The sequence below is a fragment of the Pseudoalteromonas sp. SCSIO 43095 genome (assembly GCF_023650455.1).
GTDB classification, from domain to species: Bacteria; Pseudomonadota; Gammaproteobacteria; order Enterobacterales; family Alteromonadaceae; genus Pseudoalteromonas; species Pseudoalteromonas tetraodonis.
The window spans coordinates 1,166,269-1,179,770 of sequence record NZ_CP087995.1; the positions used below are offsets into that span (position 1 = coordinate 1,166,269).

Annotated in this window: 13 protein-coding genes and 1 pseudogene; 7 read left to right on the forward strand and 7 right to left on the reverse strand. The window is 39.4% G+C overall.

What is annotated here, in order from left to right; all coding sequences use genetic code 11:
• Positions 1 to 47 precede the first annotated feature (47 nt).
• Both LOC50_RS05590 and LOC50_RS05595 read left to right on the forward strand, forming a co-directional pair.
• Positions 48 to 998: a glutathione S-transferase family protein gene (locus tag LOC50_RS05590; RefSeq protein WP_250653766.1), complete on the forward strand. Its 951-nt coding sequence runs from the start codon at positions 48 to 50 to the stop codon at positions 996 to 998.
• Between the two features lie 29 nt (positions 999 to 1,027).
• Complete coding sequence (locus LOC50_RS05595) at positions 1,028 to 1,735, forward strand: pirin family protein (protein WP_250653767.1); 708 nt, start codon at positions 1,028 to 1,030, stop codon at positions 1,733 to 1,735.
• A 72-nt stretch (positions 1,736 to 1,807) separates the two neighbouring features.
• Here LOC50_RS05595 and LOC50_RS05600 read toward each other — a convergent pair.
• A pseudogene (locus LOC50_RS05600) lies at positions 1,808 to 2,224 on the reverse strand (methyl-accepting chemotaxis protein); the annotation flags it as partial.
• Positions 2,225 to 2,581: 357 nt separating this feature from the next.
• Here LOC50_RS05600 and helD point away from each other — a divergent pair.
• Entirely contained in the window at positions 2,582 to 4,714 is a 2,133-nt protein-coding gene (gene helD, locus LOC50_RS05605) for a DNA helicase IV (RefSeq protein ID WP_250653768.1), read from the forward strand.
• A 37-nt stretch (positions 4,715 to 4,751) separates the two neighbouring features.
• On the opposite strand, the gene LOC50_RS05610 is transcribed toward helD, so the two are convergent.
• Together LOC50_RS05610 and LOC50_RS05615 are read right to left on the reverse strand one after the other, a co-directional pair.
• Positions 4,752 to 5,921 carry an MFS transporter gene (locus tag LOC50_RS05610; RefSeq protein WP_036982433.1) on the reverse strand — a complete coding sequence of 390 codons (1,170 nt, stop codon included), beginning with the start codon at positions 5,919 to 5,921 and terminating at the stop codon, positions 4,752 to 4,754.
• 315 nt (positions 5,922 to 6,236) lie between these two features.
• Positions 6,237 to 7,184: a sodium-dependent bicarbonate transport family permease gene (locus tag LOC50_RS05615; RefSeq protein WP_250653769.1), complete on the reverse strand. Its 948-nt coding sequence runs from the start codon at positions 7,182 to 7,184 to the stop codon at positions 6,237 to 6,239.
• Positions 7,185 to 7,308: 124 nt separating this feature from the next.
• On the opposite strand from LOC50_RS05615, the gene LOC50_RS05620 reads away from it, so the two are divergent.
• Together LOC50_RS05620 and LOC50_RS05625 are read left to right on the forward strand one after the other, a co-directional pair.
• Entirely contained in the window at positions 7,309 to 8,253 is a 945-nt protein-coding gene (locus LOC50_RS05620; RefSeq protein WP_069439561.1) for a LysR family transcriptional regulator, read from the forward strand.
• A gap of 124 nt (positions 8,254 to 8,377) precedes the next feature.
• Entirely contained in the window at positions 8,378 to 8,794 is a 417-nt protein-coding gene (locus tag LOC50_RS05625) for a hypothetical protein (RefSeq protein ID WP_250653770.1), read from the forward strand.
• Between the two features lie 340 nt (positions 8,795 to 9,134).
• On the opposite strand, the gene LOC50_RS05630 is transcribed toward LOC50_RS05625, so the two are convergent.
• A complete protein-coding gene (locus LOC50_RS05630) occupies positions 9,135 to 9,293 on the reverse strand; it encodes a hypothetical protein (RefSeq protein WP_248473696.1) in 159 nt (52 codons plus the stop codon).
• 181 nt (positions 9,294 to 9,474) lie between these two features.
• On the opposite strand from LOC50_RS05630, the gene LOC50_RS05635 reads away from it, so the two are divergent.
• Positions 9,475 to 9,978 carry an Mpo1 family 2-hydroxy fatty acid dioxygenase gene (locus LOC50_RS05635; protein ID WP_036982438.1) on the forward strand — a complete coding sequence of 168 codons (504 nt, stop codon included), beginning with the start codon at positions 9,475 to 9,477 and terminating at the stop codon, positions 9,976 to 9,978.
• A 25-nt stretch (positions 9,979 to 10,003) separates the two neighbouring features.
• Positions 10,004 to 10,795 (forward strand): SDR family oxidoreductase, encoded by a 792-nt coding sequence (locus LOC50_RS05640; RefSeq protein ID WP_036982439.1) that lies wholly within the window; start codon positions 10,004 to 10,006, stop codon positions 10,793 to 10,795.
• A gap of 155 nt (positions 10,796 to 10,950) precedes the next feature.
• Here the strand turns inward: LOC50_RS05640 and LOC50_RS05645 are convergent, their stop codons facing one another.
• From LOC50_RS05645 to LOC50_RS05655, 3 genes are all read right to left on the reverse strand, one after another.
• Positions 10,951 to 11,496, reverse strand: coding sequence for a DUF7010 family protein (locus LOC50_RS05645; RefSeq protein ID WP_069439558.1), 546 nt, complete (start codon positions 11,494 to 11,496; stop codon positions 10,951 to 10,953).
• Between the two features lie 296 nt (positions 11,497 to 11,792).
• The gene (locus LOC50_RS05650; RefSeq protein WP_248532012.1) at positions 11,793 to 11,972 is read right to left on the reverse strand and encodes a DUF6435 family protein; all 180 of its coding nucleotides are present in this window, start codon (positions 11,970 to 11,972) and stop codon (positions 11,793 to 11,795) included.
• 92 nt (positions 11,973 to 12,064) lie between these two features.
• Positions 12,065 to 13,225 (reverse strand): PQQ-dependent sugar dehydrogenase, encoded by a 1,161-nt coding sequence (locus LOC50_RS05655; RefSeq protein WP_069439557.1) that lies wholly within the window; start codon positions 13,223 to 13,225, stop codon positions 12,065 to 12,067.
• Positions 13,226 to 13,502 lie beyond the last annotated feature (277 nt).

The window sequence follows — 13,502 nt, forward strand, 5'->3', positions numbered from 1 at the left end:
GCCAATCTGCCTAAGGTTGGCACATTCTACATACTTAGGAGACGGACATGGGATTACTTGTTAACGGTGAATGGGTCGATAAATGGTACGACACCGAAAAAAGCGACGGTAAATTTGTACGTCAAGACAGCCGTTTTAGGGATACTATTTCATCAGCGCCACAAAGCAAATTCCCCCCTGAGGCGGGGCGTTATCATTTATATGTATCGCTGGCGTGCCCATGGGCGCACAGAACGATTATTTTTCGTAAATTAAAGCAGCTCGAAGATATTATTTCTATGAGCATTGTTGAAGCGCCAATGATGGAAAACGGCTGGGAATTTGGCGAGCAGGGCGATCCACTTTATAACTTAGATTACGCCTATCAATTATATTTAAAAGCCGATCCTGGTTATGAAGGGCGGGTTACTGTGCCGATTTTATGGGATAAAAAAACGCAAACTATTGTAAATAATGAATCAATAGAGATCATTCGTATGCTTAATAGTGCGTTTAATGAGCTAACTGGCAATACTGATGATTATTATCCAGAGCCACTTCGTGAAGAAATCGAAGCCGTGAATAACCGTGTCTATAACACCATTAATAATGGCGTATATAAAGCCGGTTTTGCTACTACACAAGAGGCTTACAACGAGGCTTACACCGCACTATTTGATAGTTTAGACTGGCTAGAAGCGCGTTTAGCTAAGCAGCGCTATCTCGTTGGTGATGTTATTACAGAAGCTGATTGGCGTTTATTTACAACCCTTATTCGCTTTGATGCGGTGTATCACGGGCATTTTAAGTGTAACCGTCAAAAATTAAGCGAGTTTCACCATATTAGCAATTACGTTAACGAGCTGTACCAAGTACCGGGTGTTAAAGAAACCGTCGATTTAGAGTACACAAAGGTGCATTACTATGTAAGCCACTTAACGATTAATCCAACACAAATAGTACCGCTGGGTGCTAAGCATCATTTTGATGCTCCACACGACCGTGAACGTCCATATTAATTAATGTTTATTCTTTTTGAGGAAAGACCATGATCAATCATTATCCAAAGAACAGTTTAGGCAGTGCCGATCACGGTTGGCTTAAATCTAAACATCATTTTAGTTTTGCACATTACTATAATCCAGCACGTATGGGCTTTGGTACATTACGCGTTGTTAATGATGATTGGGTTGCACCTGAAATGGGATTTGGAGCGCATCCACACAAAAATATGGAAATTATTAGTTTCATACGCAGTGGTGCCATTACTCATCAAGATAGTATGGGTAATAAAGGTATAACCGAGCAAGGAGAAGTGCAGGTAATGAGTGCAGGCACAGGCATTGTGCATTCTGAGTATAATCGTACCAATAAGCCTCTTACTTTTTATCAAATTTGGATTCAAAGTAATAAACAAGATGTGCCGCCGCGTTGGGAAAGTAAAAAATTTCCGACCGACGTAGCTAACGAGCTTACGCTTTTAGTGTCGGGTTATGCAGAAGATGCGGGTAACTCCTTATTTATCAATCAACAAACACGCATTTATGGTGGAAAGCTTGCAAAAGGTACCACCATCACTCAGTGTATTGATCATCAAGCTTATGTACTTGCATCTGATGGTGTATTTACTGTAGATGACAAAAACAGTGTAATTACCATGAACAAAGGGGATGGTGCTGAGGTCACTCATGCTGATTTTATCACGCTAACTGCAACAACAGAGTGTGAAATAATTATTATTGATACACTAGCCTAGGCTATTCGGCTTAGTTGGGTTTATCTTAATGGCGCAGTAAACGCTGCGCCATTGTTTTACAAGCTTACAACACTATACCTTAAAGCTATCTACTTGCGATTTCATTTGCTTGTAAAGCGCTGATATATTTTTTGACTGCAGTGTTGTTTGCTCAGAGATTTGTTTCATTTGTGCTGCTTGTGCGGTTTCGGCCGACATTTGCTGCACTTTTTCAAAGGTGTGAGTTAGGTTGCTAAAAATACTAATAACGGCATCAAAATTACTTAGTGTGGCATTAGCATTTGTTTGACTGTTTTTAAAAGAATCTGATGACGCTTTTACATTGTTATTTAATCGTTGGATCATTGTATCTATTTCATCGGTGCTTTGTTGTGTACGGGTAGCCAACGCTCTAACCTTATCAGCGACAACGGCAAACCTTCGGCCTTGCTCACCAGCTCTGGCAGCCTCAATCGCGGCATTTAACGCTAATAAGTTAGTTTGTGAAGCGGTCTTTGACTTGTTCAGCGTTTTCTAAAAACTCTGCTTTATTGGTCTCATTATCGTCTGTGGCACTGAGTAGATTTTCCTGTGCAATACGTGCTTGGTATATGTCTCTGTCAGCATTTAAAATAACGGTAACGGCTTCAAAAAAAGGTTTCGGTTTGCCTTTTCATCGCGTTGTCTTGTATGTAGAGTAAATATTAGTCACAGTAGGAAGTTATGTTAAGGAAATAGATAAATTGGTTGTTTTTTGTTCTACTTTAACGCGTTGAAAATTTTACCGCCAGATTTATTATCCTTACAGCGCGTATTACCTTAAAATAGCGTTAATTGGTTCATTTTTATAAAGGAATTCTGCTGTTAATGAATTCTATTTTCCCCAGCGTATTTGGCCGCCTGTTTACCCCACACCTCGCTGTTGATATTAATCAACAAGGTTTAGTCATTAACAACAAAAAGCTCACAGATACACTGAATTGGTGCGATTTAACCTCGCCTATTTGTTATGAATATGGGGTGCTTGGACAAACACTACGTTTTTCAACACAGTCTGGGCAGTATCGAGTGTGGATGAGGGCGTATGGCAGTCACCGAATACTTAAAGCCAAGACGGATCAGCTATGGGTCACTAATAATATTGAACCATTAAATGAGCTGCTAGAAAATATTAACCAATTTGCACATCATCAATTTTTGCGTCAATCCTATGTGGCAGATATAAAACAGCGCGTTAAACAACAATACAACCGCTGGTTACCTTGGATAAAAAAGAGTGAGGCATTGGCAGTCGTTAGCACGCAAATAAAACTACTCGAACAATATAGTCAGTGGAGCGATTCATTAACTCGCTTTTTACAGCATAAATACACACAGACACAGTTGCAGCGTTATGCTGGTTTTTTCGATAACGTTGAAGCAAACCCACTTACTGAAAAGCAAAGACGGGCATGTATTATCGATGACGATAATAACCTCGTATTAGCCGGAGCCGGCACAGGTAAAACCAGTGTAATGGTGGCGCGAGCGGGCTATTTAGTTAACAGTGAGCAAGCTAATTACGATGATATTTTATTACTCGCCTATGGTAAGCAAGCTGCCAGTGAAATGGACGAACGTATTAAAACTAAGCTGAAAACACAGGCTATAAAAACCGCCACTTTTCACAGCTTAGGTTTAACAATTATTGGTGAGGTTGAGAGAAAAACGCCTAAAATATCTAAACTTGCTGAAAACGAAACAGCTAAAATAAAATGGGTTGAAAGGTGTTTTGAATCGCTTGCTAATGCTAAGCCACAGTATGCTAAAGCATTGGTAAACTATATAAATAACAATCTTAATGACGTTAAAAGTGGGTTTGAATTAAGCACTGCAAAGCCTAATCATATAGCGCTTCTAAAAGAGATAAAAGCTGGCGGTTATTTAACCAAATTAGCGACATTATTTAGTCAATTAATTAGCGTGTATAAAACAGCAAATATAACGCTTGAGAACGATTCAAAGCAGATACAGCAGGCTTGGAAATTATTAAAGCCATTATTAGCCAACTATAACCATTATTTAGATACTCAAGGTGAAATAGACTTTGACGATATGATCCTCAAAGCCCTCGATTATGTTAATACAGGAAAGTTTATATCACCTTGGCGTTATATAATGGTTGATGAATTTCAAGATATATCGCCTACGCGTGCGGCGTTGGTTAAAGCGCTGCGCGATAGTAGGCATGGAAGCTCATTGTTTGTAGTAGGCGATGACTGGCAAGCTATTTACCGTTTTAGTGGTGCTGATATGCGCCTTACCACAGAATTTGCCGCACATTTTGGTTTTACCACACAAACCATATTGGATGTTACGTTTCGTTTTAATAATAAAATTAGTGAGGTTGCTTCAAGTTTTATCATGAAAAACCCTGCCCAGTTAGCTAAGCAAATTAACTCGTTATCACAAGTGACAGAGCCCGCTATTAGCGTATTAAAAACAGCGAATGTTGTCTCAAGCAAAAATACAAAAATAGCTGAGCTAAATAATGGGGCACTTGCCCATTTACTCGACACTATCAACAAAAATAAGCCCGCTGTTGTGTATTTACTGGCACGCTATCGCTTTCAGTTACCTACTAAAGCCGATATTAACGCCTTGCAGCACACCTTTGCTTCATTACAAATTGAGTGTGATACCTTTCATGGTTCAAAGGGTAAAGAAGCCGATTATGTAGTTATTTTAGGTATGCATGGCGGGCAATTCGGATTTCCAAGCACTAAGCCATCGCCTGCAATGTTAGAAGCTCTCTTACCCGCTAAAGATTTGTATGCCCATAGCGAAGAGCGACGCTTATTTTATGTGGCGCTCACTCGTGCTAAACACAAGGTGTTTATCATAAGTGATGACAACAACCGCAGCTGTTTTGTTGACGAGCTCATAAACGAGCATCACATTGAGCTAAAAGAGTTAAAAAACATAAGCAGTACAGTGTTAGCGCAGGTAAAAACCGCTTAGTGGCAAACGAATAAGCTTAAGCGGTTTATCGCGTTAGTTAACCTGCAACAGGGGTGTTACCTGTGGGTATTTTTTTCATACTTTTTATGAGCATATAAATACAGGTGGTAATTAAACAACCACCTAAATAAATAAGCACACCATGGCTTGCATCAGAAAAATGTGTTGCCAACAACGGGCCTAATACAGAGCCGACACTGTAGCTGAGCAGCATTATTTCAGTGGCTGACACTATTTTTGCCATAGGTAAGGAGTCACACGCTAAAGTAATTGCAATCGGATAAAGTGCAAAACTACACGCACCTAATACAAAGTAACTTACAACTAATCCGCCAAAGCTATGTGCGTTTAATATTCCCATTACGCTGGCAGCACCAACAAAACAAAAAATAGCCATAAGTAAGCTTTTTATAATACGGGTTGATAAATAACTCACTAAAGGTTGCACCAGCATACCACCTAAAATAATCACCGCCATAAGTAAGCCGGTATATTGGGCTTGATCAGTTTGCGCGGCTATATAAACTGGTAATAACCCGTAAATAGGGCCTAGTAATAATCCCGATACTAAACAGCCTAAAATAGCAGGGCGGCTTAGAGTTTTTAACTCTTTAAGTGGCAGCTTTTGTAATTGCTGAGCATTAGGTTGGCCTGTGGTAATTAATAATGGAGCTAAAATAGCCAACGCCAAAAGGGCTACGACAAATAAATACGGTACGGCACCTTCAGTGCCAAGCGGTGTGATTGCTAATTGCCCCACAGCGCTGCCACCATATAAAGAGGTCATATATAAACCTAAGCGTTTAGCTCGAGCCTTAGGAGTATTTGCCATTAACAACCACGACTCAACCACGACAAATACTCCCGCAACAGCAATACCAGCAATAAAGCGAGCAGTTAACCACATAGTGGCTGTAGGGGAAATGATCTGTGCAATAACACTGATGATCAGCAACATTAAAAATGCGATAAATGCCATACGGTGGCCAATTTTTACTACCACACGCTCAATACACAGCGCGCCAATAAGTAAACCAAAATAAAAGACGCTGGCAAGCCAAGGCGCAAGATCAATACTTAACTTAAAAGCACTCAGTGATAACGGGATCAGGCTCATTAAAAAGCCCGAAGCAATAGCAAAAAAAGATAAACCAATAACAGGGGCTAAAGGATTATTTGATTTACTATTAGCGGCAAGTTCCACCATTAGATTATTCCGATAAAAAGGGTTTAAATAATTGCTGATTTAGGTGTGATAGTGGCGCGATTATTTGAAGCAGATTAATTTGGCTGCGAATTTATGCTGCTTTTTATACCAAGTAAAGTGTTTTTTAATTGCTCAATCAAAATAATTTTTAAAATGTTTTTTTACGTAAACTAATCGCTTAATTGCAATCTGATTGTAGAAATAAGTTAGCGTTTTTGTTTTATATTTGTTGAGTTTTTAAAAAGGGTAATAACTTAGTAATGGCGGGGCATAGTTAAAAAATAAAAGCCCATGTTGGGCTTATTGGTGTTTATTTTAGTGCATGGCAAGTGCAAGCTTATGGTACAAACCAATACCAACAATCACATTAAACGGAAACGTTACCCCTAAAGAGCTCAGCATAGCTAGGCCAATATCAGCCTTGGGAACGGCTGCTTTAATCGCTGCAGGGGCTGCAATATAGGACGCACTAGCCACTAAACTACCGAGTATCACCACCGAGCCTAATTCTAATTTTAATAGTGTGCCTACAGTTACGCCGATAGTACCTAAAAATAGCGGAGTGACAATAGCAAATGCAGCGAGTCTCCAATGCTGCCAAGGAAATGGGCGCAGAGTTTGCGCAGCCACTAAACCCATTTCAAGTAAAAATAACGCCAGTACTACTTTAAAACTACTGGTTAAAAGACTGGTTACTTGGCTGCCTTGCTGTGTGCCATACATCATTCCGATGATCACACCGCCTACCAATAAAATCACGCTTTTGTTAGTGAGTGTTTCGTGCCAAAGCGCTTTGAGCGACAGTGTATTACTTTGGCTATGTTGTTGGTCGAGTTTACGATACAGTATTAAACCGACAATAATGGCAGGTAATTCGAGCATCACTAAATACAGTGTAACCTCAGCACCTACCTCTAATTTAGCCGACTCTGCATAAGCCAATGCAATTGCAAAGGTACCTGCACTTACCGAGCCATAATGCGCGGCAATACTGGCGCTATTGGCCACACTGAGTCTAACAACATATTTTAAAATAGGGTAAAGAGTGAGGGGAATAAGGCCACCGAGTAACATAACCGAGGCCATTTCAGGAAGAAGCTGCCAGCTTAAGTTTCCATGCAGCACCATACCACCTTTTAACCCTATGGTGAGCATTAACAATAGACTTAGTGTGTCATAAGTGGCTTTAGGTATCGCTAAATCAGAACGTAAAATCCCCGCCACTAATCCTAAAATAAAAAACATTACGACGATATCAGGCACACTGTTCTCCTTTTTGTTATTAGTTACTCAATTTGTTAAGCGGCGCTATTGTAAACCTATCTTTGTATAGTAAATAATAAAATGAATGATAGTATCTTATAGATAAAAATCTATGAGGTGAGTAATGAACATAAGGCAACTATCATTTAGGCTACTCGAAGTCTTTATGAGTGTAGTTAAAACCGGCTCCATTAGCGAAACTGCTCGGCAATTGCATTTAACTCAGCCTACCGTTTCTTTGCAAATTAAGCGCTTACAAGAAGCCGTTAATGAGCCTTTAATTGTTATGCAACAGCAAAAATTACAGGTTACCGAGGTTGGCTTACAATTATTTAGAACTTGTGAGCAAGTGTTTGGCCACTTTGATGATTACCAAGACTATTTAGCCGAGCTTAAAGGCGGGGAGCGCGGGCGCTGTAAAATTGCCATGGTAAACACTGCACAATATATTTTGCCTAAGTTACTTGGGCCTTACAGTAATGCCCATCCCCATGTAGAGCTGCCATTAGAAATTGGCAACCGCTCTGCAGTATTAGCGCGTTTTGAACGTGGAGAAGACGACATTTATGTGTTTAGCCACCCACCATCACTTGAACATGCCCAAGCTGCGCGTTTTTTACATAACCCCTTGGTCTTTATTGTGCCGCTTGATCATCCGCTTGCCGATGTAAAAGCATTAACATTAGCTGATTTAATGCCATATCGATTTTTATTAAGAGAGCCAGGCTCTGCTACGCGTATGCTTTTTGAAAGCGAATTACAAAGCCGTGGTTTAGTCCTTAGCGATAGCGTGCAAATGGCCAGTAACGAAGCCATACGAGTTGCTGTTTCCTCGGGAATGGGGGTTGCGGTGCTTTCCCATCATGTATTACCAAAAGGTGATAACAGTTTTAAAGTGCTCAATGTAACCGACACCTGCTTAGCCAGCCATTGGTATTTTGTAGTGCGCACAGACAGGCATATTTCTCATGCTGCGCGCAGCTTTTTAAAATTTGCCCAGCTGAATTTAGAGCAATATCTCGATAAGCAATGGGTGCGTAATGAGCTAAATGGGCTTAATTTAAAATAAAGAGTTAAAGCGAAGCGAATAACAAATATAAGTTGGTATTAAAGTTGCTGTAGTTATTCCATACACGTATCTAAGTGAAAATAGTTAAAGATAGATATTTTAACGCAAAAATGGATTTGAGCTGATGACATCAATAACCTTTAAAAATCAATATAATACTTATGTTAGTACAATAAATAAACCGGCAAAAGCTGACGAAGTAGCGGCAACTTCTGGCCCTGTGGCAACAGCTAAAACCAGTGATAGCGAACAAACACAAATCGCAAGCACTAAGCCACAAGACAAAAGCTTTTTAGAAAATGCGCAAGAGGCGCTTATTTATCAACGATTAGGGGTTGATAAAGAAAAAATTGCTGAGTTAAAAGCAGCAATCGATGCATTGGCAGAAAAACTCCAAGAGCAAGGTGCTGATATAGACACCATTAAAGAGCAGCTTGCAGAGTTACAAAAAATGCTGGAGCAAGAATACGAAAAAGGCACTGATCGAATGGTCATGCAACCTACGCATGAAAAAGGCAAGCTTGTAACCGCGTTAGCTTAGATAACGACACGTTGCAAGCTCATTTACTCCTGACTTTAAATAGATTTTAAGTGAATTATGCACAAATAGGGCAAATAGACGCTGCGCTTATAGAGCAGTGATCTAAACCATAACTTTCATCTGCAACCAAAAAACCAAGCTTGGGCATATAAAAGTATCAACATGGCTACACTAAGCAAGTTGCCTTTAAAGAGATTAAAATCATCAAAAATTCTCTGCCACTTATATTTAAATAAATACCTACCCAAAAAAATATCTAACTAAGCATTATCATTAGCCACACTAAGCCTAGCTTTAAAGAGTCTAGGTAATTTGTAGGGGCAACCCATGGCAGGGCTAACTAAGTTATAGCAAAAATAATGGCGATGCCTGAGAGTAAACTAAGTGTTTTAGCGCGTCGTTGCCCATATAATCGATGCAGAACTCGCACCCGAATGTTGCCATTAATTTTCTCGCCTAAAGCAAGTAATAAGCCTATGGCTAGGGCTTTTAATAACATGATGATTTCCTTAAATTACAAAGGCCAACAGTTAAACATTTATTTCAAATAGTTTACATCAATACCCAATTACAGAGCCATTAGTTAGCCTTTTAATTTATAACCATCGGTATTTGTTGTTATTGTGCGCACTTTTTTATAAGGTGAATTTTGCTTATAAAAATAACAACGGGATCAACCGATGAAAACTCTACAACAACAACTTGGCCAGTATGGCTTGTATCATCGTTCAAAGCGTAACGTATTAACTCATTTTTTTGGTATTCCACTCATTGTGTTTGCCGCTTTATGCTTACTCGCCCGAATTGAAATCCCTATTGCTAATTTTAGCATTGATGGCGCGCAAATTTTTGTATTAGCCTCTGTGGTTTACTATTTCATGTTGAGCTTTTCGCTTGGTTTAATCATGGGAATTATTTTCACTTTATTATTAGTAGCTGCACAACCAATTGCTGCTATGGCTTTGGTGCCATGGTTAGCAATTGGAGTTGGGGTGTTTGTATTTGGCTGGGTATTACAATTTATTGGTCATTATTTTGAAGGTAAAAAGCCCGCATTTGTTGATGATTTAGTTGGTTTAATTATTGGCCCTTTGTATGTCACTGTTGAGCTGTTGTTTTTGATGGGCTTTTATAAAAATTTAGAACAGCAAGTGAATGAAATAGCGGGCCCAACTAAAGCATAATCAGTTAATAAATATAAGGTAAACCATGGATTATAATAATAAAACAGTGTGGATAACCGGCGCATCATCAGGTATTGGTGAAGAACTTGCAAAACAATTTGCAGAGCAAGGTGCAAAGGTTATTTTATCAGCGCGAAATACCGATAAACTCAACCAAGTAAAAGACGAGTTAAAAGGCGAGGGGCATCGTATTATCCCGCTTGATTTATCAATGCCTGAAACCGTTTTGCACGATGTTTCAGCACAAATAGACAGTTTAGGCCCGATTGATATTTTAATAAATAACGGCGGTGTATCACAACGTAGCTTATTTTTAGAAAACGACTTTAAAGTGTATCGCCAACTTATGGAAGTAAACTACTTTGGCTTAATTGCACTCACTAAAGCGGTATTACCTTCAATGGTAGCGCGTAAAAGCGGCTCTGTAGTGGCTATTAGTAGTGTGGCCGGCAAAGTAGGATCTAAGTTCAGAACCGGATATTCAGGCAGTAAATACGCTGTAGTAGGCTTTATGGATTGCTTACGAGCAGAAGTGACAGAGCACAACATACATTGCTTAACTATTTGCCCAGGCTCCATTAAAACGGCTATTGCCCATAACTCATTAAACGAGCAGGGAGAGGCACAAAATAAGCCTGAACCCTCTATTGAAAATGGTATGAACGTTAATGTGGCCGCGTCAAAAATGATCACTGCAATTTACAATAAAAAAGATGAAGTAGTGGTTGGCCAAGGGTTAAGTGGTTGGGCACCGTTTATAAAACGGTTTTTCCCTAGTTTATTTAATCGCTTAACCGCCAAGGTAGAATATAAATAGGCTGAGAATTAGTGAACTGTTAGCAAAAATTTAAGTTAAATTTGTGCTGACAGTGTACTGCTATTTTTTAAATAATGAAGACGTTAAAGTTAATGATGCATAGTGTTAAGCTAAGAGTATCTTTATCTGTAACTTTCCTTTTAGATAACAATTCGTTACGAGGCTTTTACTGCTGACTCTTTTGATTTATTGAAGATCACAATAGAAAATATAACTTCTGTTATGCCGCCAACAAAAGCACCAATGACGAAGTTAGCATTTAATAATATACAAACTACTCCCGCTAGCATAAGCACAGCACCTAAAAGCCAATAAACTTTTGCACCATATAAAGTATTAAAAATTAAATAACGCACACCTATTGCCAACAGCATTATTGGATAAAACCATTGCAGATGCAGCTTAGAAACATAAAAGGCGAGGAAAAAACCAACAAATAAAATAACGGTACTTTCTAAAGCAAGTTTGCCTAATGGGTTTGTGGAGTCATGTTGTCCAGGGCGCTTAAGTACTTTTGATAGCAACATAGCCAGCGGGTGTATAAACATACCACCAATAAACAGGGTAAGCATACTCGCTTTAGTTGAATACAGTACTGCAATTAAACCAGCAAAACACCAAACTAACCCAGAAATAACAACACCTGTTGCGCCACCAAAATAGGCGAGATCCATGTCTTTTTGTGCTTGCTTAAATTCCATAAATACCCCGTGACCTAAAAGTGGATATCCCTCAAACAGAGGAAAGTAATTATTGGTTAATAATTCCACTAATTAACTTTAATGTAAACAACTGATTATGCGAGAAATAAAATGGCTTTTGAATGTCGCACCAATAGGGCTGTAATAACGTGATGGGGGAAATGCAAAGTGAACTTATAAGAAGTGTATTTAATTTTACTTAGTTGGGTAAATGTTTATCGAAGTTATTTAGTCGGGGAATTCAAACCCTGCACTGTTAATGCGGGGGATAGGCTTAAACTTATTAGGTTTAATGTTTACTTGGCTTTTTTGGCTTCGAGCGCTTCTATTTCATTCCAAATTTTTTCAGCCTCGTCGGTTAACATAGCGTAGCTTTTTATATCGCCTTTTCTTTGCGCTTGCATGCCTTGTTCTAATTTTACGTCGTATTCTTTACGTAATTTTTTGATGGGATCTGGCTTTAAAAATGAAAACATCAACACCCTCGTTGTTAATTAGCTAGTTACAGTAACAATACGCAGTGAAGACGCAAAAAGTTTGCTGTTACTGTAATTAGCGTATTAAAAAATTACTGTGGGTCAAGGCGCACAATGCCTTGGCCGTCCAATCCTAAGTAAATAGTGCCATCATCACTTTGTGCTAGGCTGCGAATTCGGCCAATGCCTTCCAGTAATTTACTTTGTTTAACGACATTGCCATCTGCTATTTCAAGTATGCTAATAAAGGCGTATTTCATTGAAGCGAGTAAAAATTTTCCTTTAAGCTCAGGATATTTGTCACCTTTTACGAGCAGCATGTCAGAAGGGGCAATAGACGGTGTCCACTGCAATGTGGGCGCTTGCATGCCTGATTTTTCGGTTAAATCGGTAAACGAGGTGCCGCTGTAGTTAATACCGTAACTCACCACTGGCCAGCCGTAGTTAGTTTTAGGTTTAATCATATTAAGCTCATCGCCGCCACGGGGGCCGTGTTCGTGTGCCCAAAATACATTATTTTCACCATCGAACCACATGCCTTGTGGATTACGATGCCCGTAAGACCAAATCGCTGGTTTTGCGTCTTTTTGGTTTACAAATGGGTTGTCGGTTGGAATTTTACCATCGTCGTGTAAACGATAAATTTTACCGCCATCGCGGCTTAAATCTTGTGGGTTAATATCTCGCGAGCCGCGATCGCCAATCGAAAAATACACATAATTTTGGTTATCAAACACAATACGGCTGCCGTAGTGCTGGCCTTTTTTAGAGTTATGCTCACCCTTGTATAATTGTTGTTGCTCGCGTAATTGGCTGTGATCGTTACTTAATTTTGCGCGCATAAGTGCGGTGTTACTGCCAGCACCGTCACCTTCACTGCTTGAGTAAGTGATATACAGCCATTGATTATTAGCAAAATCAGGATGCAGCTCTAAATCAAGTAGGCCGCCTTGGCCGTTGGCATCAATTTTAGGTAGCCCAGAAATTTTAGTTAAGCTGGTGGTATTTTTACGCAATAAATATAAGGTGCCACTGCGCTCGGTTATTAATAAATCACCGTTTGGTAGAGCCTCAATAGCCCAGGGAATAGAAATCCCTTGGGCAACAGTGACCGGTTTTACATTAAGCGCTAATTTATCCAGTTCTTTAAAGTCAACTGCATAAGCGCTGAGGCTGGTAAGCGCCGAAAATGCCAATGCACAACTGGCTGTGGCGAGTGTAGAAAATTTTTTACGCGTTGTTACTTTGTTCATAATGGCTTCCAAAATTAACTAAATTTTAACTACCTTAGCACGCTATTGATCACAGTGTTAAGTATTTGGGATAAGTACAAGTGTACGCAATTTAATCGTTCTCCATTGGGTACTTAAGCGTTGTTAACCTTTAAATACCGCTCTAGAAAAATTGAATAATTACTCTAATGGGGTTGAAATTTAAAAAATCGAGCGTACACTTGTGCGCTGAAGTTTGAGCTTACACGTGTATGCTCAAATATAAAACCCAGCAGAAACTGATGGGTAGTCGATTTAA

Excerpts from the sequence above, each read along its gene's own strand:
- LOC50_RS05640 (WP_036982439.1), top strand. The coding sequence starts at position 10,004 with ATGGATTATAATAATAAAACAGTGTGGATAACCGGCGCATCATCAGGT.
- LOC50_RS05645 (WP_069439558.1), bottom strand. The coding sequence starts at position 11,496 with ATGGAATTTAAGCAAGCACAAAAAGACATGGATCTCGCCTATTTTGGT.
- LOC50_RS05620 (WP_069439561.1), top strand. The coding sequence starts at position 7,309 with ATGAACATAAGGCAACTATCATTTAGGCTACTCGAAGTCTTTATGAGT.
- LOC50_RS05610 (WP_036982433.1), bottom strand. The coding sequence starts at position 5,921 with ATGGTGGAACTTGCCGCTAATAGTAAATCAAATAATCCTTTAGCCCCT.
- LOC50_RS05595 (WP_250653767.1), top strand. The coding sequence starts at position 1,028 with ATGATCAATCATTATCCAAAGAACAGTTTAGGCAGTGCCGATCACGGT.
- LOC50_RS05590 (WP_250653766.1), top strand. The coding sequence starts at position 48 with ATGGGATTACTTGTTAACGGTGAATGGGTCGATAAATGGTACGACACC.
- LOC50_RS05635 (WP_036982438.1), top strand. The coding sequence starts at position 9,475 with ATGAAAACTCTACAACAACAACTTGGCCAGTATGGCTTGTATCATCGT.
- LOC50_RS05655 (WP_069439557.1), bottom strand. The coding sequence starts at position 13,225 with ATGAACAAAGTAACAACGCGTAAAAAATTTTCTACACTCGCCACAGCC.
- LOC50_RS05650 (WP_248532012.1), bottom strand. The coding sequence starts at position 11,972 with ATGTTTTCATTTTTAAAGCCAGATCCCATCAAAAAATTACGTAAAGAA.
- helD (WP_250653768.1), top strand. The coding sequence starts at position 2,582 with ATGAATTCTATTTTCCCCAGCGTATTTGGCCGCCTGTTTACCCCACAC.
- LOC50_RS05625 (WP_250653770.1), top strand. The coding sequence starts at position 8,378 with ATGACATCAATAACCTTTAAAAATCAATATAATACTTATGTTAGTACA.
- LOC50_RS05630 (WP_248473696.1), bottom strand. The coding sequence starts at position 9,293 with ATGTTATTAAAAGCCCTAGCCATAGGCTTATTACTTGCTTTAGGCGAG.